Raw genomic sequence first — 21962 nt, 5'->3', positions numbered from 1 at the left:
TTTCTTCTCCATACGTGGCGCTTCTGATGTTTTTATTGGAAGCGTAGGTGGTTGTCTTTTCCTGTGCAGGGAGCGCTGCCGCTTGGACTTGTGTGGCTAGAGAGGGTACTACGACGACTGAACTTAATGACAGGATAATAAGTGCTTTTTTAAACATGAACATCAACCTTTCATGATAAAAGTTGTTTGGAAACTATCATCGAGTAGAGGTCAATTGTTGTAGCATTTCTTGCTAAAAAGAGGTAGGTTTCTATCATCACCTTCCTAAAATACCAATATATACCATCCTATCACAAAGACGATCCTCTAACTTTAAGAGAAATTGTCGAATGTTGATTAAAATTGACAATATTTCGAATAAATGAAGAAGGTGGATATGGAAAGCGGCTGTAAGATTTGGCTGAATGGAAGCCGCCGATTATCCGACAGATTGAGTATCTACAAAAAGGATGAATACACAAAAAAATAAAAAGAGGCCTCCAGTAGGAAGCCCCTATCAATTAGTGAACAACTCTTCATCAGTGAAAAGACTGCGCGCAATTACATGAGAAATGCCATGCAAAAAGGTGTCAAAGGTCGATCTCAGGCAGTAGTCGAACTCGTTCGACTTGGTAAACGAGAGATTTGAACCCAGCGGGATGTAGTCGGTAATGGCAGAGTGGAGCCACATTACCTGAAGCATTCAAAGTTAGACATAGCCAGATCAATGAATAAAGTGCCAGATGTAACATCTGACACTTTGGTAATGAAAGTAGATGATATCTACCTTAATTCATGTCTAATATAGATTGCAACTACTAAACCGTTTGAGGTTGCGAAAGAAATATAAGCAATATCGGTCTCGGACAACATTTGGTAATATCCTACAATATTGTTTCTTGATTTTTTATAACCGTAGGCCTTATGTACATCTTCAATAGAATCGCCTATTTTAATTCCACGTGGGGTTTGGTAGTTAAGCTGATTGTTTGCATACATTAAGGAGATGATTCCGGAATTTTCCTCTCTTTCTCCGGTGATGATCCTTTCTCCCCAGGATGAGGTGAAGCGATTCTCATTACTTATATAAGTTTCATCTGGTGGACGGCCAATTAATTCTTGAACATCTAAAGAAGTCAATCCTGTGTTTAACGGACCAATTTGTAGATCTTGTAGGGTTAGCTTAGGCGCGGTTAATGGTTCAATGGTTTCAGAAGCATCTTGCTCTTTAAGAGATTTAATCGTTTCGGAAACATCTTGCTCTTTAGGAGGTTCGTTGGTTTCGAAAGCATCTTGTTCTTTAGGAGGTTCGATGATTTTGGAGGGATTGCCCTCCGTTTGAGAATTATGGGCTATAGAATTTTTTCGATCTTCGCTAGGAGGTTTACCTTTAGCGAATTTGTTAGTTACCCCTATGTATGTTACTACGAAGGCAAGTAACGAAATTATTAGTAGGAGTAAATTCACTCGGGCAAAAATCACTTTGTTTTTTAGCATTGTAAAAATCATCAATAACGTAAAAAAAATTGTTGAGATACCGAAAACGAGTAGAAGAGGATCTTTTTCCATCAGGTGCCATCCTTAATAAAAGTTTGAAATTAACAATATATTATGAGATACCCTCATATGTCATCTATTTATCTCATCTATCAATGAACAAGGCTACCTTTTTGAGCGATATAGTTCAATCTTCGGCATAAAAATCAACACCGAATACAGAAGTGAATTCCTCGGCATCTTCACTTTAGCAGTTCGTCCGGCAAGAAAAGTTTACCATAAATATAGGAGTGTGAGACAATTTTAAGGGAAATTATCAAGAGATTTGCAGCTAGTGAAGGATGTGAAACAGCATTACTACTCTTTCACCATGGTTATTCTGCTATCAATAAGGCGAGAAACTCTGTAAGAAACAGGAAGGAAGCCTTGACGAGGCCAATAACGTGAAGATTGTAAATTCGTTTCTCTCCAATCTGTCATGCAGGAGACATATCCTTTTTTCTTCGCATGGGCAAGTCCATGTAGTGTAAGTGCATAATTGATACCTTGCCCGCGATATTGATCTAGAGTACCAGCCACCCCTAATTCAACACAACGATCCGGTACATTCAAATTTACATTACTTCTATCGAAGGGGAAATATCCTTGAAAAGAAACAATTTTTCCATCTTTTAAGGCGATCCAGAAATCGACATCATGATCATCAAGGAGACCTGCATAACCTTTACGTAATTCCTCAGGGTCATCACGTAAAGAATAAGCAAATACGGGTGCCTTATTTTGATGAGTTCTAATAATGTTTGCAATCTCCTCTACCAAACTACGATCTTCTGGGGATGCCAAGCGAATTTCCACATTTGGAATGCTTAAAGGAAGAGGAAATTCCCGACCAAGTAATGAGAGTAATGCATGTGTTTGTTCAAAGCCAAATCCTAAACGGAACCAAGAATGAAGTAATTCCGGTTGACTGGCTGGAATTAGTGCAAAATGACTGAAATATCCCTCATCTACCCATAGTTGAGAAGCCTCTGAATAAAGATCTCTATATAATTCAACGGAGGTATTGCGAGAAATTGCATGACCCTCCAAGTTCATCCAGACATGGCGACCTCGAAGAGGGTTTTCAATTTTTTGTCCAATGAGGTATCCGATTAATTTACCATCTTCCATTGCTGCGACTCCGCTACTGTTTGGTCTTGACCATATCGTTTTAACAGCAGTCGTTGCATCATTTTCATCTTCACATTCAATTGGTAGTACCGAAAGAATTTCTCGATCTAGTTTATGACGTTTGGACAATAGTTGCCCAGCTTCTGAGATTAACTCATCCGTAAATGGTATGAAATACATAAAATGGACACCTCTGTTTTTTATCATCATAAAGCTGCTCTTAATCTGTTGCAATTAGTTTTGCCCTAGAAGGTGAAGCAAAATGAAAGATTTTCTTTTCGGTTCTTATGAGTGAAGGATATGTCAGGATGCAGGCGTTAGGTTAAATCGGGGTCATTTTTTCCCAATACCCCTTTGGATATCAAAAGAGCGAAGTATATGTATGTAATTATGGCCGGGATCAAGTAGGATAAGAAGGTTCCTCCAATATTCCACCCATTAAAATATTGTACTTTGCCAAAATAATAGGCGATAGATTCCAAAAGCGTTAGGGCAACAGAAAAAAATAGTATCCAGAGAACTGGCTGGGTTCTCGTTCGGAAAATGAGAAAGTAAGTACAGCAGGCAATAACAGGGAATAGTCCGAGGTTCATTGGAAGCACGGAAGCGGTCTTGACCTCTAAAACAGGTGTCAATATCCAGTAATGGTTATAAATCCCCCAGACATTAACGATGTACGACAGGACCGATGCAAATGGACCAATCGTGAGAACTATTTTAGGTGATCGCAAATACAACCAGATTCCAAAAATCCATGGAAATACGAAGCCAAGCAAAATGTTTATAAGCATTGCTTTGTTTCACCTCAAATTCTTTTTCATGAACATTATTGCCGTTGGATACAAGACTTATCACAATGCTCAAATAGAGGTTTGAAAAAAAGAGAGGGAATATGTATAAGCCCCGTTGGGCCGGGGCCTTGAACCTAGCAATTGCAAGGGAAAGGAAAGAGGTTTATAACGAAATTTAATGGAATGGTGATGATGGTGAACGTCTCATTACTACCAGTGTAGACCCGAACACGAAAACCATTTGGTCCGACACTGAGAAGACATCCAGTAAATGTATCAAATATGGTTCTTATTACAACAATTCTGTTGATTAATCGGACTGCTTTTCTACGATTCTTTCTTTGTATTTCTAAGGACACTCTTCTCGACGAAGTTGTAACACCTTTTTGTGCCGCCAATTCTCGCACCTCCTTTTAAACGATCTTGCATACTCTATTTGATGTTTTTGTGAGAGAGATGCGTATACTTCGCCTCCGTACGTCAGATTACTCAACTCGCTTCTCTCACATGGTATAGGGAATGCAAATAGGGGATGCTTGGCAACTGATACGAGCCTAGGGTAAACGTAAATGTGCTAATGAATGCGCAAATTTATTTATTGAAGGCATATCCAAATGAACGACAAGTCTAGCGGGAAATTATGTAAAAAGGGCAGCTTATAAAGCTACCCAAAAACATTGAAAATTACTCGCAACTGCAAGCAACAATTACCAACAGGACGAAGAGAACCAAAATTAAAGAAAAGTCATCAAAAAAGCCAGTGCTCATGAATGTCACTCCTTAATTGTGATTGAGGGTACTCCCCAAATTAAGGTATGTCATCTAATGAATTATGTAAGGGCGTTTGTACATGAAAAAAATAATGGGTGGAAAAAAAGTTGTTTTTATGGTGGTTGACACAATGTGTAGGGAGTGAAACCGATGGATCGCAACTGCATGGTTAGAGTGACTAGCCGCATGAAATGGACGGCAGGCAGAAGTGGACGAACAGCACTGAATTATGAATAGGATTCAATTAGACTGTAGATGACCAAGAATGTTGATGAGCTTGCCAAATGGGTCGCGGACGTAGAAACGCCGAACACCCCAAGGCTCATCTGCTGGCCCATATTCAATTGGAAACCCTGCATGCTTCATCCGTTCAAGCGCTGTATCGACATCATCGACTTCAATGGATAGATCAGGAGTAAGCGTGTGGGAACCTCCCTGTGAAGCAAAACTAATTTGAACGCTCATTTCTTCGTTAGTCCCGTAAGTTGCGATCCAACCATGATCCATCAATAAATGTAGGCCGAGTACGTCCTGATAAAAGCATTTAGCTGCGGCGATATCCTGGGTGTCTATATTGGCGACAATTCGTTTGACCTTCATTTCGGACCCTCCAAATGATTAGCGTTTTTTATTAATATTTTGATTATTTTACATGAATCAAAACGCAAACGGCAACACACCTCTTACCCAATGTAAGAGGTGTGTCTATTCGCAAACTTTGTTATTTGTCTAGTAGGGAACCATCGGGAAATGCATTCTTTAGAGAGTCAGCAAGTACCATAATTTTATTCCAATCAAAATTGTATTTGTTAAAAACAGATGCGCTTGTGATGCCACGCTTAACTACTCTTCCATTTTCTTCATCTAAAAGATAGACAGTTGCACTGCTTTGAAACCTTATCAGTTGAGCATTTTCACCAATGACTTGCCCATCAGGAATACTGCTGAGAGACGGATATTCCCTAATACCATCCCAACTATTAAACAATTTAAAGTAAACATCGGCACTGACAATGCCTCTCTTTTTACCATCCATGACTACATATACAGTTGCGCTGTTCGTTTCCTTCACTCGAAAACCATTCAATAGAGATGGATCTGTTGCTATTGCTTGGATTGACTGATTTGACTTTGAAGATTGGGAGGTGGCAGTCGTCTTATTTGCTTCGGCATACGATGGTGTAGCTAACATACTTGCTAAAAGTAATGTAGCAGAAAGGAAAGACAAGGTTCGCTTCATGAAAAACACTCCTTATTTGTAATTTATTTACAATTCAATATGAATTTCTTGTCTATCAATAGTTTTCCTTTGGATGTATTGGTGGATTTGTTACAAAAATGTGAATACCGAGATTTTATTGAGTTTTTTCGGAATCTCATTCAAGAAAAACCAAAAACGAGGGAGGGGAACAGGTCCTAAGTTTGTAGCTGAAGGTTGCTCTGAAAAAGCGACTGAATACGCTACTGGTTACATTGAAAATGTGTACCGCAAATTGATGGACCTTATAACCAATACCCTATCCAGTAAATGGCTCCGCTGATTACCACTAATGCGATGAAAAACAATATTCTTGCTCTAACCTTTTTGGGACTTGGAGAAAAGATAACTTCCGCACCGACCCACAAGAAAAGGAGCAACGCTAAGAAAATTTTAGATAGCAGCAACAATGTAAAACACCTCCGTTATATGGATAATGATACCAAATGATCAATTTGGTATGTGAATGAAAAAAGCCACCATTCCTTACGGAAGGTGACTAGATCCTCATTGGGTACTTTTAGGTAAAAAATCGGTAGGATTTACCATAGTTCCTTGTTTCATAACAGAAAAATGCAACATATCTCCTGTTTCGGATGATCCTACTTCTGCTATTTTTTGACCTTTCTTTACAGTATCTCCGGGCTTCACAAGAAATGAACCAAGGAGAATGTGACCATAGAGAGTACTGAATTCGGAATTGTGCTTGATTATTATTGTTTCTCCAAATCCTTGTGTGCTTTCAGCGAAAAGAACGACACCATCATTTGCTGCAAAGATAGCTGTACCTTTAGCGGTTGCATAGTCTAATCCGTTATGTCCTTTTGATTTCTTGGTTTCGGGATTCATTTGCAAGCCGAATTCAGAGGAAATGACATAGGGATCATGAATGGGGGCTTCTAACAAAAAGGGTGCTTCGTTCATTTTACCAGGCTGACTCAAATTACTTGCCTCCGCTGCGAAAGCCGTTGGTGTTAAAGTAACGGCTAAAGTTAAAAGATTCAAAGCGACAATATTCCTTATATTCATTTTTCTTCCTACTTTCATATAAATTGGTTCCATTAATAAATACGAGGAAAATGGAAAAATGTAACTGTTAAGGAATTGTTGGATGTGAAAATGGCCAAGGTAACCTACTCAGAGCCCCCCCTTTCTTACCTTGGTCGGAAGGGAGGGTTTTTTAATGTACATTCGTCTTGAATTAACCTTTTATTACCATTTATGTAAGCGCATTAGCATATTGTAATGTAAGGCGTAATAAGATGGATTTGTAATAAAATCCATGAAGATCGAGAGGGATACTATGAAATTCAAGAAATGTGTGAGGAATGTGCTAATGGTAGGGGCCCTGCTTGTCACCTCCGTTTTGCCGATGGCGGCACAGGTGGCGCAAGCAGAGGAAAATCAAGCGGAGGCGACTGCGGTATCCAATTACAAAATTATTGGCTACTATCCCTCATGGGGGGCTTATGGACGAAACTACAATGTAACGGATATCGATCCTAATAAAGTAACGCATATTAACTATGCATTTGCGGATATTTGCTGGAATGGCAGACACGGCAACCCAGATCCAACGGGGCCCAATCCACAAACGTGGGCTTGCCAGGATGAAGTAGGCAATATTAATGCCCCAAATGGTACGGTTGTTCTCGGAGATCCATGGATTGATGTGCAAAAATCCTATCCTGGGGATACATGGGATCAGCCGATCCGCGGAAATTTGAACCAATTGGCAAAATTAAAGCAAAAAAACCCTCAATTAAAGACATTGATATCGATCGGGGGCTGGACGTGGTCCAATCGCTTCTCGGATGTAGCAGCAGATCCGGCTGCACGCCAAGTATTTGCACAATCTTCAGTCGATTTCATCCGGAAATATCAGATGGATGGGGTCGATCTCGATTGGGAGTACCCGGTTGGTGGAGGTTTGCCTGGAAACAGCACACGTCCAGCAGATAAGCAAAATTATACGTTGTTGCTACAGGCTGTCAGGGACAAACTCGATGCGGCTGAGGTAACGGATGGCAAACAGTACTATTTGACGATTGCCTCTGGTGCCAGCCCTAGCTATGCCGCAAATACAGAGCTTGGAAATATTGCCCGGGTTGTGGATTGGATCAATATTATGACCTACGACTTCTATGGAGCCTTCCAAAAGCAGACTGGACATAACGCACCGTTGGCCTATGATCCGGCAGCAGGAGCAGCAGGTTTGCCAAATGCCGAGACCTATAACGTCCAAACAGCAGTAGAGGGTCATCTTCGTGACGGGGTTCCTGCCAGCAAGCTCGTTCTCGGACTTCCGTTTTACGGCAGGGGCTGGTCGGGTTGCGGAACAGCGAACAATGGGGAATATCAAAATTGCACAGGGGCTTCAACAGGAACGTGGGAACCTGGCATGCTTGACTTCACGGATATCCAAAATAATTATGTGAACAAAAATGGCTTCACACGCCACTGGAATGACGCTGCAAAAGTGCCCTATCTCTTCAACCCGGCTTCGAAAACCTATATTAGCTATGACGATGTGACTTCAATCGGTCACAAAACTTCTTATATTACATCCAAAGGATTGGCAGGCGCAATGTTCTGGGAATTTAGCGGAGACCGTAACAAGGTTCTGCTAGACAAAGTGAATGGCGATCTTCTAGGCGGGACAGTACCAGTCGACAACGTTCCGCCGACAGCACCAGCTAATCTCCAAGCGACCGCCAAAACAGCTACAAGTGTTAGTCTGAGTTGGGGGGCTGCTACCGACAATGTAGGGGTTACTGGCTATGAGGTATACAATGGCACGCAGCTTGCGAAAACCGTAACTGGTACAAATACGACGATTAGCGGGCTGACAGCTGGCACTACCTACCAATTCACTGTGAAGGCGAAAGATGCAGCAGGGAATTCCTCAGTAGCAAGCAATGAGGTGACGGTTACGACGGATACGATTCAGCCAGACAACCAACCTCCTAGCACACCTACCAATCTAGTCATAACAGGGAAAACTAGCACGAGTATCAGTCTGAGCTGGGCTGCTTCTACAGACAATATTGCGGTGACAAATTACGAGGTTTACAACGGGACAGCATTAGCAGCGGATGTAACGACTACGACTGCAACTATCACAGGACTCACACCTAACACATCGTATACCTTCTCTGTGGTAGCGAAGGATGCAGCAGGTAATGCTTCGCAAAAGAGCATCGAGGTCGTAGGCGTAACAGATGCTGCAAATCCAGGAACTCCTGCCTGGGCGCCAAATGTAAATTATGCAGCTGGTGATTTGGTCAGCTATCAAGGCAAGGTATACAAATGTCTGCAACCACACACCTCTCTCGTAGGGTGGGAGCCAGCAAATGTAGCAGCTCTCTGGCAGGTTCAACAGCAAGCAGCAGTAGAAGAAGTCGATGGTTATGTAGATGAGGAGATTTTGGAGGAAACAGAAGGAAATGCAGATACTCAATAAGTAAGGAAGGGGCTGTCCCTCCAGTCATGAAAATGACGGAGGAACAGCCCCTATTTGTTCGTTTGGAAATTAAGCAAAGGCTTTTAACAGTTGGAGGACTAATGGAATAAGATCTCCAATAAAAGTAAGGATCGCAATTGCCGTATTCATAGAAGCCCCTCCTTAAAATTCCAAATTCACTATTATTATATTAATGTTCATAATAGGAATCAAGAAATATTTTCCACCTACACTGAAATAATAAGTGGCTTATGTGAAAAAGTCATACAATGACTTGATAAAAATAACGATTTGTAAGGCAACTAGTCCAAAAATTTTGACAGCCCAGTTTCTGTTCTTTTTCCATTCCAATACGCCTTTCGAGGCACACATAACGACTAAGCCTACCATTGCTAACAGCTGAATGAAAGCGACACCTGTCAGAAATGCTAGAATTCCAATGACAAAAACAACGGTCACGGTCGCTTTAAACCAAAAGGGCTGCTCCCTCATACTAACGCCCCATTCCCTTTTTTGTAAATTTTAACATACACAAGAAAAAAGCCAAGCCATAAGACTGTTAGAGACTTATGAAAAGCAAAGGGGAGCATTCCGCCTTCTTACCAAGGAAGGCAGAGCGGGCATAGACGCCCATCGTTTCTTCGATTCATCTGAGGAATGTATGTATATGTTACTTTTTTTTAGGAAAATGAAACAAAACAGATTCAGGTTCGAATAATGAGTGTGAGAAAACAAATATGGACAGACGAGAGGAAGAGAAATGATGAAAAAAGTTACGCACGCTGTGTTCCTCCTGATGGCTGCAAGTATTGCGATGTCATCTTCTACTGGTGCAATGGCTAGGGAGAATACGCTGGAAAAAATAAAAGTAGAGCAAATGACTCCTGAAATAAATAGGCTGGTAGAAAAAGGGGTAAAGAAAGCAGCTAGTCTCATCCCTTATTTGAAAGATTATCCTGTTAGAGAAGTAGTAGTGAAAGACACTCCTTATCTGCTCGTGAACAACTACAAGTTTAAAGAAAACACTGCTGAATTTGTTAGCCTAGTGCTCGATAAAAATACTGGTGACATACTTGAGTTTGGCAAATACGAGCTAAATAATCACCAGAGCCAAACGCTTTACCCGATCGACAAATCGAAAGAAGCAGCCATTTCCTTTATGAAAAAGTGGTACGGAGAAGACATGGCAGGGTACCAACTGGATGGGGATGGGGTTGCGAAGGTATTCGATGGCCAAACAAATACAATTCAATTTGTGCGTGTGATCAACGGGGTTCCTTTTCCAGACGACATGATACAGGTACAAGTTGATCATGAGGGACAAATCACAGGAAAATCCCTTGGCATGAATATCGAAAAAATCTCCTTCGTGAAATTAGATCAGATCTTATCCAAAGAAAAAGCCGAGAAACAGTTGTCCACCTATATGAAATTACGGTATTCCCTCGATCAAGACGGAAAAACGTACAAGCTCCTCTACGTCCCAGCTTTTTCCGGTCAGTTGGATGCTGTGTCCGGCAAAGACAAAGACAGCGTAAATATGCCTTATCATAGCAAAGTGAATGTGAAACCAAAGGGTGCGAGCCAGCCCATAGCACAAACCCGTGAAGAAGCACAAGCGTATTTGACTCAGCGTACGGGTTATGATTTTGCAAAAGACAATGTCTTTTTTGAAGAATTAACTGGTGAAAAACCCGTGATTATCAAATATTTCTGGAAAACAAAGAAATGGGAGGGACGTACTAATTATTCGTGGAGAACAGACGACGGATGGATTGGGAGCATGCTAATCGAACCGAAGACAGGGTCAATTGTGAGCTATCATGTTATCGATACAAGTGTGTCAAAGACCGCTACCAAAAAATTGACGCAAGAGCAGGCTTTGCAATTGGCCATAAATGAATTAGCAGAGATCACTCCAGCTGGTACAGGCGAGCTACTGCTACTTCAGCCCGGAGAATATGATGAAAGTACAAATCAATACGAATTCTTTTTTGTGAGGCAAGAGCAAGAGATTCCTGTTGAGGATTGGCTGACGCATATCTCGATCAACGGCAGCAACGGGAAAGTCATGGGGATCGATCTCAATGAAAAGGTCGATGGCGTGATGTCTGATCCGAAGAAGGCAATCTCCCAAGAAGAAGCGGCAGCCTCTTTGCTCAAGAAATATCCATTGCAGCTACAGTATATCTTGCAAGAAGAAGGCAAAGCTACTCTCGTCTATACGTTGCCGATGCTATTCGATGCAAAAATAGATGCGTTGTCGGGCGAGTTTTATTCCTACGGGTCCACAGATAAGAAATAAAGCAAGAATAACCTCCCTTTCCAACGGATTAAGGGAGGTTATTTTGATTAAAAGTATTGGAAATCTCCACTAGCCTGGCTTCCACATCTTCCTCATAATAAAAATGGTAGGTTCGTTCATAGTGGGTGGAGCCGTTTTTGCAAAAAGGAGTAGGTATAAATCGGTAAAGTGGATTCAATCAGAAAAAGTTGATCGAAATCTAAGAAAAAACGAAATTGACACAAAATACAAACTTCAGTATGATCACTTTATAAAGTCATTGGAAAAATAAAGGATGAACGAATACGATGCGCAGAACGGGAGATCTAAAATTAATTCAAGAGCTCAATCGCTTTATTATCCTCGACACCATTCGCCAGTTTGGGCCCATCTCGCGAAGTGATATCGCCAAAAAGCAGGGCATCAGCCCCACTACAGTCACCTCGGCAGTCAACGAGCTAATCCGTGACGGCATGGTTGCAGAAGATGGAACTGGTGAGTCAAAGGGTGGTCGTAAGCCGATTATGGTTCGCTTTTGTCCAGACGGGAAGTTTTTGATTGGCGTCTCGATTACGAATACAGCGATTACGATAGCCGAAATGAATTTGGAAGCAGCTACAAAGCAAAAGAAAATCTATCCGGTCAAAGCTGCTCTAGTGAGTGACCTGATCATCCAGTATGTGCTGGATTCGATCGAGGACTTTCTCCAATCGGTGGATAATGTCAGCCGTTGTCTGGGCATTTCCATCATCGCACCAGGGATTGTCGATGCAGCGAGCGGGGTCATTCGCTTCAACTCTAAGCTACGTTTGCATGATGTTCCATTAAAGGACATGGCAGAAGAGCGTTTTGGGCTAAACACATGGCTCGACAATGATGCCAATGCAATCGCCCTGGCGGAAAAAAACTTCGGTGGTGGTCTGAATGCTGACAATCTCCTGTTTGTTACTGTAGGAGAAGGGGTTGGTTCGGGCCTCGTTGTAAACGGTTCCATCTTCCGCGGAAGTCGAGGTGGAGCAGGTGAATTCGGGCATACGACTGTTGATCGAAGTGGGATGCGCTGTGACTGCGGTAATGTCGGCTGTTTGGAAAACTACGTGGCGTGGCCGGCCATTTACTCAGGCATACTGTCCGCCGTTACACGCGGAAAAGAAACGCTCGTCATGGATTTGGCTGACGGAGATATGACAAGAATCACATTTGATGTCTTTCGCCAAGCACTGCATCAAGGGGATCAGGTATGCCAAGACATCGTCGACGAAATCGCTTCATACATGTCAATCGGCATCGTGAATCTGGTGAATTTGTTCAACCCGAGCCTGATCATTCTGGGTGGAGAAATGATACGGGACAACCAAGTGTTGTTTGAGCGCATCCAAAAACAAGTGATGGTCCAAGCGATTGGAACGATGGTCGAAGGGCTGGAATTTCGTCCAACTGTACTGGGGGCTGATTTCGAGGTCAAGGCTGCTGCTGCTGTTTTGTTACAAGATGTTTTTCACTTCAGCTTGTAACATCTTTTTAATTACTTTATTTGGTCATTGGAAAAAGAAAGTTCACCCCATCAAAAATCGTTGAAAGGGGGCGAGTCGAAAAGGAAAGCGCGTCGAGTTTGGCCATATTTTGGGGGTAAAAGAGGAGAACGTAAATCGAGGAGGGGTTTCTGATGAAGAAGTTGGTTTCGATTGCAATGGCTGCTCTCTTGGTAGCAGTAGCAGGATGTTCGGGCGGCGGGCAGAGCTCCGCACCAGCTGGAACAACTGACAGTGCTGCTTCAGGCGAAAAGGTAACGCTCACCTATGCGCTGTGGGACAAAAACCAAATGCCTGCGATGGAGGAAATGGCAAAAAAGTTTAACGAAAAGAACCCGAACGTGGACATCAAGATCGAGCTAACACCTAACAAGCAATACTGGACAAAAATGGAGGCAGCCGCAACGGGTGGCACCCTGCCGGACATTTTTTGGATTAATGGTCCGCGTATCATTAAATACGCAGATAACGACATGCTCCTGCCGATAACAGATCAAATTAAGGCAGATGGCATCGATCTGAACAATTATCCGAAAGCTCTCGTTGATCTCTACACCTACGATGGACAAAACTACGCGCTACCGAAAGATTTCGACACCATTGGCCTCTGGTATAACAAGAAGCTGTTTGACGATGCAAAAGTACCATATCCAGACGAAACCTGGGATTGGAACAAGCTGAAGGAAGTAGCAAAGCAACTGACGGATGAGAAAAAAGGCGTTTGGGGAATTGCAGCACCTCCTTATGGACAGGACGGCTTCTATAACACAATCCTTCAAAACGGTGGCTATATCATTTCGGAAGACAAGAAAACGTCCGGCTATGACAAACCGGAAACGATCGAGGGTCTCAAGTTTTGGACAGACCTGATCAACGAAAAAGCATCACCAACAGCAGCGCAATTGTCCGAAACAGAGGCAACACAGCTATTTGAGTCAGGCAAGATCGCGATGATGTACAACGGTTCATGGATGGCATCCGCTTTTCATAAGAATGAATATACGAAGGACAAGGTGGACGTGACGTATCTTCCAAAAGGAAAAGAGAACACAAGCGTCATTCACGGCCTGGGCAACGTGATTTCGGCGAATACCAAGCATCCGAAGGAAGCATGGGAATTCGTGAAATTCTTGGGCTCGAAAGAAGGGGCAGAAATCCTGGCAAAATCGGGTGCTGCGATTCCGGCATTTAACGGAACACAGGATACATGGATGCAATCCATGCCGAACTTTCATCTGAAAATTTTTATTGATCAGGCAGCTGTGGCGAAGCCGTATCCGATCTCGAAGGACACGGCAAAATGGGCCAAGCTGGAAACAGAGCTCATGACCAAGGCTTGGGCTGGACAAATGAGCGTAGAGGATGCATCCAAAGAGCTCGCGCAAAAAATGAACGAAATGCTTAGCCAAGAATAAAAGGTCTATGATGGATGGCTTCGCATCATGGACGAGGCCATCCTTTTTTGAAAAGCTGATGTAAGGAGGGAATGAATGCGATGAGCAGCCAGTTGCAGCCTGAAATGCACGCCGCCGTCCAGCCAAAAACGAATAAATCGTTGAATCGCATGAAGAGAAGTGATTGGTTCTGGGCGTATCTCATGATTGCTCCCACACTGATCGGGTTGGGTGTCTTCTACTTATGGCCGATCGTACAAACCATTTATTTAAGCTTTACCAAATGGGGAGGCTTCGGCAAGTACAAGTGGGCTGGCTTACATAATTACGAGCTGTTGTTGAAGGACCCTAACTTGTGGATCGCGCTGAAAAATACGCTGATTTATACAGTAATCGCAGTTCCGGTAGGTATCGCTATCTCCATTTTTATCGCTGTGCTACTTAATCAGAAAATTAAGGGGATTGCGATTTATCGCACCCTGTACTTCCTGCCCGTTGTGACGATGGCAGCAGCTGTGGCGATGGTGTGGAGATGGTTGTACAACGCTGATTACGGTCTGATCAATTATTTGCTGGGATCGATAGGTATTGAGGGCCCACGCTGGATATCTGATCCCGCCATTGCTTTGTATGCGGTGATTATCGTTGCCGTTTGGAGCTCCATCGGATACAACATGGTGATTTTCCTGGCCGGACTGCAAGGCATCCCGAGAAGCTATTACGAAGCGGCAGAAATTGATGGAGCGGGGCCGGTTCGGATGTTTTTCAAGATTACGTTGCCGCTGTTGACTCCTTCAATTTTTTTCGTCAGTATCACTTCCTTGATTGGGGCTTTTCAAGTATTTGACCTGATTTACCTGATGCTTGGAAGCAAAATGGGCAATCCAGCGACTGAACAAACGCAGACGATGGCGTACTTGTTCTTTACGAATGGATTTGAATCAGGGAACGGTGGCTATGCGGCCGCAGTTGCTGTCGTGCTTCTGGTGATGATCCTGATTGTTACCGCAATTCAAATGAAGTTGCAGAAAAAATGGGTTCACTATGATTAATCAACGCTGAACAGACGGGAGGGATATGGAATGAGTGTATATACGAGTCGGAACAAAATGGGCAAGAAGTTGCTGATTCATCTGCTGTTGATTGCAGGCGCTCTCGTAATGATTGCGCCATTCGTCTGGATGGTTCTCACTTCGCTCGAGTCACTAGGCGAATCAACACAGGTGCCTCCGGTCATTTTGCCGACCAAGTACCAGTGGGAGAATTACACCCATATTTTTGAGATTCTGCCCTTCTTGGACTTTTATTGGAATACCGTGATCACAACTGTGGCGAAGGTAATCGGACAAGTATTCCTTTGCTCGCTTGCGGCGTACGCATTCGCGCGAATTGAATTTCCAGGGAGAAACGCCTTGTTCATCCTGTTCTTGACCGTTTTGATGGTGCCAGGCCAGGTGTTTCTGCTCCCGCAATTTATGATCATGAAGGAGCTTGGCTGGCTGAATACGTTGACAGCGCTGATTGTACCGGGATTGTTCAGTGCATTCGGTACGTTTCTTCTGCGTCAGTTTTTCATGTCGCTGCCAAAAGAACTGGAAGAAGCGGCGAAGCTCGATGGCTGCAACCATTTTCAGATTTATTGGAGAATTATGCTGCCGTTGGCGAAGCCCGGCTTGATCGCACTCGCTATTTTCGTAGCGTTGTGGTCTTGGAACGACCTGATGTGGCCGTTGATCGTCAACAGCACGCCTGATAAAATGCCGCTCTCCGCTGGCTTGGCGTACTTGACGGGCGAGCACACTAATTTGACGAACTACCCGATTTTGATGGCGGGCTCCGTTCTTGCCATTTGGCCGATGATCATCGTCTTTATTTTCTTGCAGAAGCATTTTGTCGAGGGAATTACCCTAACTGGGTCCAAATAGACTTTTTCCAAAAAGGAGTGAAACCATTATGAATCATGTTCTGGTAATCGGAGCAGGAACCATGGGGACTGTTCACGCGAAATCGTATGCTGCCATGGAAAACGTCAAGCTGGTCGGGATCGTCGATATCCGCAGCGAGAGAGGAAAAGAGCTGGCAGCCGAGACAAAAACAGAATGGTTTGGGAGCTATGAAGAGGCCATAGAAAAACTGGCGCAGGTAGATATCGTAGACGTGTGTTTGCCTACGTACCTTCATAAGACCTATGTGAAAAAGGCTGCAGATGCAGGCAAGCATGTCATTTGCGAAAAGCCGTTGGCCCGTGATAAGGAAGAAGCTCGTTTTATCGTTGATTATTGCCGGGAGAAAAACGTCAAGCTGTTCGTCGGACACGTCCTGCGCTTCTTCCCGGAGTACGAAAAGTCCCGTCAGCTGGTTAATGACGGTGCGATTGGCAACGTTGGTGTGGCACGGACGTTCCGTGGTGGTATCTTCCCGACAGCGTGGAATGACTGGTACGCCGATTACAAAAACAGTGGCAGCCTTGTTTTAGATATGATCATTCACGATTTTGACTTTTTGCGTTGGTGCTTCGGGGATGTGGAGCGTGTGTACGCGAAAGGCTTACTTGGTCGAGGTTTTGCACGGATGGATTACGCGCTGGTCACGCTTCGCTTCAAGAACGGCATGATTGCGCATGTGGAAGGCTCGTGGGCACATGAAGGCTTCGCGATGAAAATGGAGCTGGCGGGCAAGGAAGGCATCATTTCCTACGACAGCTCGAAGGAAAAACCTCTTGTGGCAGTTAATCGCTCGAAGCAAGCTGGCATGAACGGGGTCGCAGTTCCGGAGAGCCCGTTGCGTGAAAACCCGTATTTCCGAGAACTGAAGCATTTCATCGAGTGCATCGACCATGATCTGGAGCCACTCGTGACGGCAGAAGACGCCGTGAAAGCGGTAGAAATCGCTCGTGCCGCGCTTGTGTCAATCGAAACGGGCAAACCCGTAACTTTGGTGTAGGAGGGGACTGGACATGAAACTCGGAATCATCAGTGTTGCACATATGCATGCCTACAGTTACGCAAATGCGGTTGCGAAATTAGATGGGGTTCAATTAGTGGGGGTAGCAGACGAGGATGACGTGCGTGGAAAGGCGGCGGCTGAAAAGTTTGGCGTTCCGTACTTCGCCGATTATCATGAGCTGCTCGCAACGGATATCGATGCGGTCATCGTCACCTCGGAAAACGCCAAGCACCAAGAGCATACGATAGCAGCAGCGAAGGCAGGCAAGCACATCCTGTGCGAAAAACCTCTGGCGACAACAGCAGAGGCTGCTCAAGAGATGATCGACTTCTGCCGTAAACAGGGCGTCATTTTGCAGACGGCATTCCCAGTGCGATTCCATCCGGCTGTTGTTCGAGCAAAGCAATTGGTGGAGCAAGGCAAGGTCGGACGGATCATGGCAATCCGGGGTACGAACCGTGGACAAAATCCTGGTGGTTGGTTCGTCGATCCGGAAAAATCCGGCGGAGGTGCAGTGATCGATCACACGGTTCACGTTGTTGATTTGATGCGCTGGTTTATGAACGATGAAGTGCGTGAGGTTTACGCGGAGATAGACAGCAAGTTTTCCGAAACGCCGATTGATGATTGCGGCATTTTGACCATGGAATTTGAGAATGGGGTATTTGCTACACTCGATTGCAGCTGGTCTCGCAACAGGTCCTTCCCGACGTGGGGAGACGTGACGATGGAAATTATCGGGACAGAGGGCACAATTTCGCTCGACGCTTTTTCTCAAAAGCTGGATGTGTATTCCAATGAAAAAGGCTTGAAGTGGGTCAACTGGGGCGATGACATGGACAGTCAATTGGTCAAGGATTTCGTCACCAGCGTGCGAGAAAAGAAAGCGCCGTCGATTACGGGTGAAGACGGTTTGCGGGCTGTGGAAGTTGCCCTCGCCGCTTATCGATCCGCTGAACAGAAGCAACCAGTCGTATTACGCTAGGACGGTGAAGGACGCATGATTGTACGTGTAGGCATGATCGGCGTAGGTGGAATCGGGCAGCATCATCTAAAAGGCTTGTTGACGGACGAGAGGGTAAAGGTCGTTGCAGTGTGCGACGTGAACCAAGTGGCGGCTGCTGAGACTGCTGAGCGCATTGGTGCGCATGGCTACACCTCTTGGCGGGAGCTAGTAGAGGTAGAAAAGCTGGATGCTTTGTTTGTGTGCGTCCCACCTTTTGCCCATGAAGAGATTGAGGAAACGGCGGCTGCGAAAGGGATTCATCTATTTGTGGAAAAGCCAATTGGGCTGGACATACAGAAAGTAAATGAAAAGCAAACAGCGATTGAAAAGGCAGGGATTATCACTGCGACTGGCTATTGCCTGCGTTATCTCGATATCGTACAGGAAGCGAAAGCGTACTTGGAAGGCAAGTCGATTGCGCTCGTCCGCGGTCATTATTTGACCAAGTTCGTCACGACACCTTGGTGGAGAGAAATGGGCAAGTCGGGTGGACAGCTTGTCGAGCAGGCGACACATACGTTGGACATGATGCGGTATTTGGCTGGAGATATTGAGAAGGTCTATGCGCAGATGGCCTTGCTCGTCTCGCGTGACATTCCAAACATCGATATTCCAGACGTGACTTCCATTAGTATGGTGTTTCAGTCAGGGGCGCTAGGACATCTGGATACGTGCTTCATTCAGCCGGATCACCGTACGAATGTAGAAATCTTGGGCAAAGATTTCCGCGTCATGATTGACGGGAAGCAATTATCGATCATCGATGAGCAGGGAGCGCGTACGAAAGAGAGCACAGTGGATATGTACGTGGAGCAAGATCGGGCGTTTATTACCGCGATTGTGACAGGGGATCGCAGCTTGATTCTGTCGCCGTATGAATCAGCGAGAAAGACGCTAGAAGTAACATTGGCAGCGAATCAGTCGGCACAAGAAGGAAAGCCTGTCACTATTTTGAGAAAAGGGGAGTGAGGCGCATGGCTTTTCAAAAGGGAATCAATGCTTGGTGCTTCCCAAAGGAAACGAGCGTACAAGAAATGTTTCGCCAGGCGAAAGCGCACGGCTATCAAGGGGTAGAACTGAATTTGGACGAGGGAGATGCTCCCTTTCATCTAGGGATGACAGAGCAGGAATTAAAGGAGCTGGCAGACGAGGCTCGCGAGCTCGGTTTGGAGCTGCCAAGCGTCTCTACTGCCCTTTTATGGAAATATCCGTTGACGCACAATGAGGAAGCGACCCGCGAGCAAGGCATGCGTGTTGTCGAGAAAATGATAGAGGCGGCAAGCATTTTTGGCTCGCGAACCGTCCTCGTCGTCCCAGGTCTCGTTACAGCTGAGGTGTCGTATGATACGGCCTACGAGCGGGCACGTGAAGCATTGCAGCGCTTGGCGAGAAAGGCGGAGCAGCATCAGGTATACATCGGAGTCGAAAACGTGTGGAACAAGTTTTTGCTTAGTCCACTGGAGATGGCCCGCTTGATCGATGAAGTAGACAGTCCGTGGGTAGGCGCTTATTTTGATGTAGGCAACGTGTTGCAATTCGGTTTTCCTGAGCAATGGATTCGCATTTTGGGCAAGAGAATCCAAGCTATTCACGTCAAAGATTTTAAGACAACAACAGGCAACATCACAGGTTTCGTGCCGCTGCTCGCAGGCGATATCCCATGGAACCGCGTGGTGGAAGCGTTGCGTGAGATCGGGTACGACGGCTACATCATCCCGGAAATCACGCCTTACAGCCAGTTGCCTGAGCAATTAATCGCGCATACGTCCCAAGCGTTGGACGCCATTTTTCAATCGTGAATGGACAGCAAGGATGTGAAGCGGAAGATGAATCAAGACAAACCATATGCCATCGGGATTGATCTGGGAGGCACGAAGATCATGGCCGCGATCGTCGACGAGCATGGGAATATCCTCAGGCAGGCGAACGCAGCGACCCAAACAGAAGAGGCAGCGCAGGCAGTCATCGGACGTATCGGTGATTTGGTGCAGACGGTCCTAGACGAGAGCGGCATCAATCTCTCTCGCATTCGCGGGATCGGGATTGCAACCGCGGGAATTATTGATACGCAGCGCCAAATGGTCATTTTTGCGAGCAATCTAAACTGGAGCGATGTGCCAATCGGCGCGATGCTTCAGGAGCGGTTTGGTGTAGTCGTGCAATTGATCAATGATGCCAATGCAGCAGCGGTAGCTGAATGGGCGTTTGGAAGTGCGCGAGGCACGAAAGACTTGATCTATGTAACGGTCAGTACGGGTGTTGGTGCTGGCATTATTAGTGGAGGACGGCTGATTACTGGTGTTGGCGATAGTGCTGGTGAGTTTGGGCATATTTCGCTTGATCCTGAAGGACCGTTGTGCGTGTGCGGGAATAGAGGATGTCTGGAAAATTATACGTCTGGGCTGGCTTTGGCAAGCAGAGCCAGGGAACAGCTTCTCCAGGGTGTTACTAGCTCATTGCTTGTTGAAAATGGAAATGACCTGAGCAGGATAACGGCCAGAGAGGTCGGAGAGGCAGCGGTTCGCGGAGATTTGCTCAGCATGACCTTGATGAAGGAAGCAGGTTATTATCTCGGGGTCGGACTGACTAATCTGATCCACCTGTTTAATCCGCAGGTGATCGTCATGGGTGGCGGTGTAATGAAGAACGGACAGCTGCTGCTTACAGAAGCGAAGAGCGTCATTCGCGAGCGCTCTATCTCTCGGATGGCAAACCAAGCGAGCATCCAGTTGACGACAATTGGTGCGGAAGCAGGCGTGCTCGGTGCAGCGGGTATGTATTATCCCTCCGAGCGTGAAATGGTTGAGGTATAACGGAATGAAAGTGCGAGAGGCCGATGTTTGGGAGACATCGGCTTTTTCCTGTTCCTGTATATGAACGAGTCATAGGAGCCTAGACCTAGATTCTATCTATTGGTAAAATATTAATTGGAAAAATCTTCACATAGCATGATAGAGAGACAGACGGAGGGGTACCATGGCAGAGGCCAAAACAGCAAAAGCAGCGAAGAAGCCCGGATTTTTCAAAGAACTCCTTACTTTTTTATTGGTAATTGCCATCATCCTCGGAATTGCTAGCGGTGCTATTTTCTATTTATCTGGGAAAAACCTTGAGGATCTGCTAGGATCGCGCCCCGTAGCAAAAAAGGAAACGAATCAGCCTGCACCCGTAAATCCAGTGTCTACAGGTCAGGAAGCGGGCACAAATCAGCAGTCAAATGCTGTAGCTGTATCGTCGGAGGGGAAAAGTACAACGGACGTGGCGATGCCGGCAGCTTATCCGGTTGAAACGGTAGGCCAACAAAATAATGTCGTAGGACAAGGAGCAGAACCAGCAATTCCTACCCAAAAGGGATCGCTCAAGGGTACGATTACTTGGCAGTATAACGATTTTGTTGGGACGAAGCCGGATGTGAATGCAAGGATTCTACTCATTTCCAAAGGTTATGATAAGAATACGCTCACTGATGATGAAGAGAGTATATTTGCGATAGGTACAGTACCAAAAAAAAACGTGGGATTATTTGCTGCAAAAGCAAATGGATATGGAAATTACGAGGTTGGTAACTTACCGGCTGGAGAATATCACATCTTGGTCGTATCAGCACAAACCACTCGCAATATTAATGAGCCTATTGATGAATATTTCACAAGTATATTGAAACCTTACATCAGAAATTGGGATTCATTTGTAAGGATTAGTCTATTACATTTAAAATATGAACTCTCCACGATTACAATCGAAGAAGGTCAAACACTCGATTTCAGTCACGATTTTGGTAATACGTTCTATTAATCTTGTTTTGGCCTTTAGACTCATAGGGTTTTCCCCCGCGATTCATGTATCATAAAACTATGGCACGTTTTGGCAG

At 44.9% G+C, this 21962-nt stretch carries 19 protein-coding genes and 1 pseudogene; 13 read left to right on the top strand and 7 right to left on the bottom strand.

Going from position 1 to position 21962, the window contains the following annotated elements:
* Nucleotides 1–499: 499 nt before the first annotated feature.
* A pseudogene (locus HP401_RS26355) lies at nucleotides 500–628 on the top strand (LuxR C-terminal-related transcriptional regulator); the annotation flags it as partial.
* 134 nt (nucleotides 629–762) lie between these two features.
* Here the strand turns inward: HP401_RS26355 and HP401_RS26350 are convergent.
* The 6 genes from HP401_RS26350 to HP401_RS26325 form a co-directional block, all read right to left on the bottom strand.
* Nucleotides 763–1548, bottom strand: coding sequence for a hypothetical protein (locus tag HP401_RS26350; protein ID WP_173607174.1), 786 nt, complete (start codon nucleotides 1546–1548; stop codon nucleotides 763–765).
* Between the two features lie 285 nt (nucleotides 1549–1833).
* Nucleotides 1834–2826 carry a GNAT family N-acetyltransferase gene (locus HP401_RS26345; protein ID WP_173607173.1) on the bottom strand — a complete coding sequence of 331 codons (993 nt, stop codon included), beginning with the start codon at nucleotides 2824–2826 and terminating at the stop codon, nucleotides 1834–1836.
* Between the two features lie 1295 nt (nucleotides 2827–4121).
* On the bottom strand, nucleotides 4122–4205 hold the full coding sequence (locus HP401_RS26340) for a YjcZ family sporulation protein (protein ID WP_217366234.1): 84 nt from the start codon (nucleotides 4203–4205) through the stop codon (nucleotides 4122–4124).
* Between the two features lie 243 nt (nucleotides 4206–4448).
* Nucleotides 4449–4808 (bottom strand): VOC family protein, encoded by a 360-nt coding sequence (locus tag HP401_RS26335; protein ID WP_173607171.1) that lies wholly within the window; start codon nucleotides 4806–4808, stop codon nucleotides 4449–4451.
* Between the two features lie 121 nt (nucleotides 4809–4929).
* Complete coding sequence (locus HP401_RS26330; RefSeq protein ID WP_064200927.1) at nucleotides 4930–5448, bottom strand: hypothetical protein; 519 nt, start codon at nucleotides 5446–5448, stop codon at nucleotides 4930–4932.
* Between the two features lie 525 nt (nucleotides 5449–5973).
* Nucleotides 5974–6513, bottom strand: coding sequence for a M23 family metallopeptidase (locus tag HP401_RS26325; protein ID WP_254457196.1), 540 nt, complete (start codon nucleotides 6511–6513; stop codon nucleotides 5974–5976).
* A 235-nt stretch (nucleotides 6514–6748) separates the two neighbouring features.
* Here HP401_RS26325 and HP401_RS26320 point away from each other — a divergent pair, with 235 nt between their 5' ends.
* Nucleotides 6749–8929, top strand: coding sequence for a glycosyl hydrolase family 18 protein (locus HP401_RS26320; RefSeq protein WP_173607170.1), 2181 nt, complete (start codon nucleotides 6749–6751; stop codon nucleotides 8927–8929).
* Between the two features lie 249 nt (nucleotides 8930–9178).
* Here HP401_RS26320 and HP401_RS26315 read toward each other — a convergent pair whose 3' ends face one another.
* Complete coding sequence (locus tag HP401_RS26315) at nucleotides 9179–9421, bottom strand: hypothetical protein (protein ID WP_173607169.1); 243 nt, start codon at nucleotides 9419–9421, stop codon at nucleotides 9179–9181.
* A 268-nt stretch (nucleotides 9422–9689) separates the two neighbouring features.
* Between HP401_RS26315 and HP401_RS26310 the strand changes: the two genes are divergently transcribed.
* From HP401_RS26310 to HP401_RS26260, 11 genes are all read left to right on the top strand, one after another.
* A complete protein-coding gene (locus HP401_RS26310) occupies nucleotides 9690–11234 on the top strand; it encodes a YcdB/YcdC domain-containing protein (RefSeq protein ID WP_173607168.1) in 1545 nt (514 codons plus the stop codon).
* Nucleotides 11235–11521: 287 nt separating this feature from the next.
* Entirely contained in the window at nucleotides 11522–12727 is a 1206-nt protein-coding gene (locus HP401_RS26305; protein WP_173607167.1) for an ROK family transcriptional regulator, read from the top strand.
* Between the two features lie 152 nt (nucleotides 12728–12879).
* Nucleotides 12880–14160, top strand: a complete 1281-nt coding sequence (locus tag HP401_RS26300) for an ABC transporter substrate-binding protein (RefSeq protein ID WP_012685431.1) — start codon at nucleotides 12880–12882, stop codon at nucleotides 14158–14160.
* Nucleotides 14161–14231: 71 nt separating this feature from the next.
* Nucleotides 14232–15191: a carbohydrate ABC transporter permease gene (locus tag HP401_RS26295; protein ID WP_016739349.1), complete on the top strand. Its 960-nt coding sequence runs from the start codon at nucleotides 14232–14234 to the stop codon at nucleotides 15189–15191.
* Between the two features lie 30 nt (nucleotides 15192–15221).
* On the top strand, nucleotides 15222–16064 hold the full coding sequence (locus HP401_RS26290) for a carbohydrate ABC transporter permease (RefSeq protein WP_173607166.1): 843 nt from the start codon (nucleotides 15222–15224) through the stop codon (nucleotides 16062–16064).
* 28 nt (nucleotides 16065–16092) lie between these two features.
* Nucleotides 16093–17082, top strand: coding sequence for a Gfo/Idh/MocA family protein (locus HP401_RS26285; RefSeq protein WP_173607165.1), 990 nt, complete (start codon nucleotides 16093–16095; stop codon nucleotides 17080–17082).
* Nucleotides 17083–17095: 13 nt separating this feature from the next.
* Complete coding sequence (locus HP401_RS26280; protein WP_173607164.1) at nucleotides 17096–18070, top strand: Gfo/Idh/MocA family protein; 975 nt, start codon at nucleotides 17096–17098, stop codon at nucleotides 18068–18070.
* 15 nt (nucleotides 18071–18085) lie between these two features.
* The gene (locus tag HP401_RS26275) at nucleotides 18086–19060 is read left to right on the top strand and encodes a Gfo/Idh/MocA family protein (RefSeq protein ID WP_173607163.1); all 975 of its coding nucleotides are present in this window, start codon (nucleotides 18086–18088) and stop codon (nucleotides 19058–19060) included.
* Between the two features lie 5 nt (nucleotides 19061–19065).
* Nucleotides 19066–19890 carry a sugar phosphate isomerase/epimerase family protein gene (locus HP401_RS26270; RefSeq protein ID WP_173607162.1) on the top strand — a complete coding sequence of 275 codons (825 nt, stop codon included), beginning with the start codon at nucleotides 19066–19068 and terminating at the stop codon, nucleotides 19888–19890.
* Nucleotides 19891–19917: 27 nt separating this feature from the next.
* A complete protein-coding gene (locus tag HP401_RS26265) occupies nucleotides 19918–20904 on the top strand; it encodes an ROK family protein (protein WP_173607161.1) in 987 nt (328 codons plus the stop codon).
* A 163-nt stretch (nucleotides 20905–21067) separates the two neighbouring features.
* Nucleotides 21068–21886, top strand: coding sequence for a hypothetical protein (locus HP401_RS26260; RefSeq protein WP_173607160.1), 819 nt, complete (start codon nucleotides 21068–21070; stop codon nucleotides 21884–21886).
* Nucleotides 21887–21962: the final 76 nt, after the last annotated feature.

Source organism: Brevibacillus sp. HB2.2 (assembly GCF_013284275.1).
GTDB classification, from domain to species: Bacteria; Bacillota; Bacilli; order Brevibacillales; family Brevibacillaceae; genus Brevibacillus; species Brevibacillus brevis_D.
Note: the sequence above shows the minus strand (reverse complement) of the source record. Positions and strands in the feature narration are given on the sequence as shown.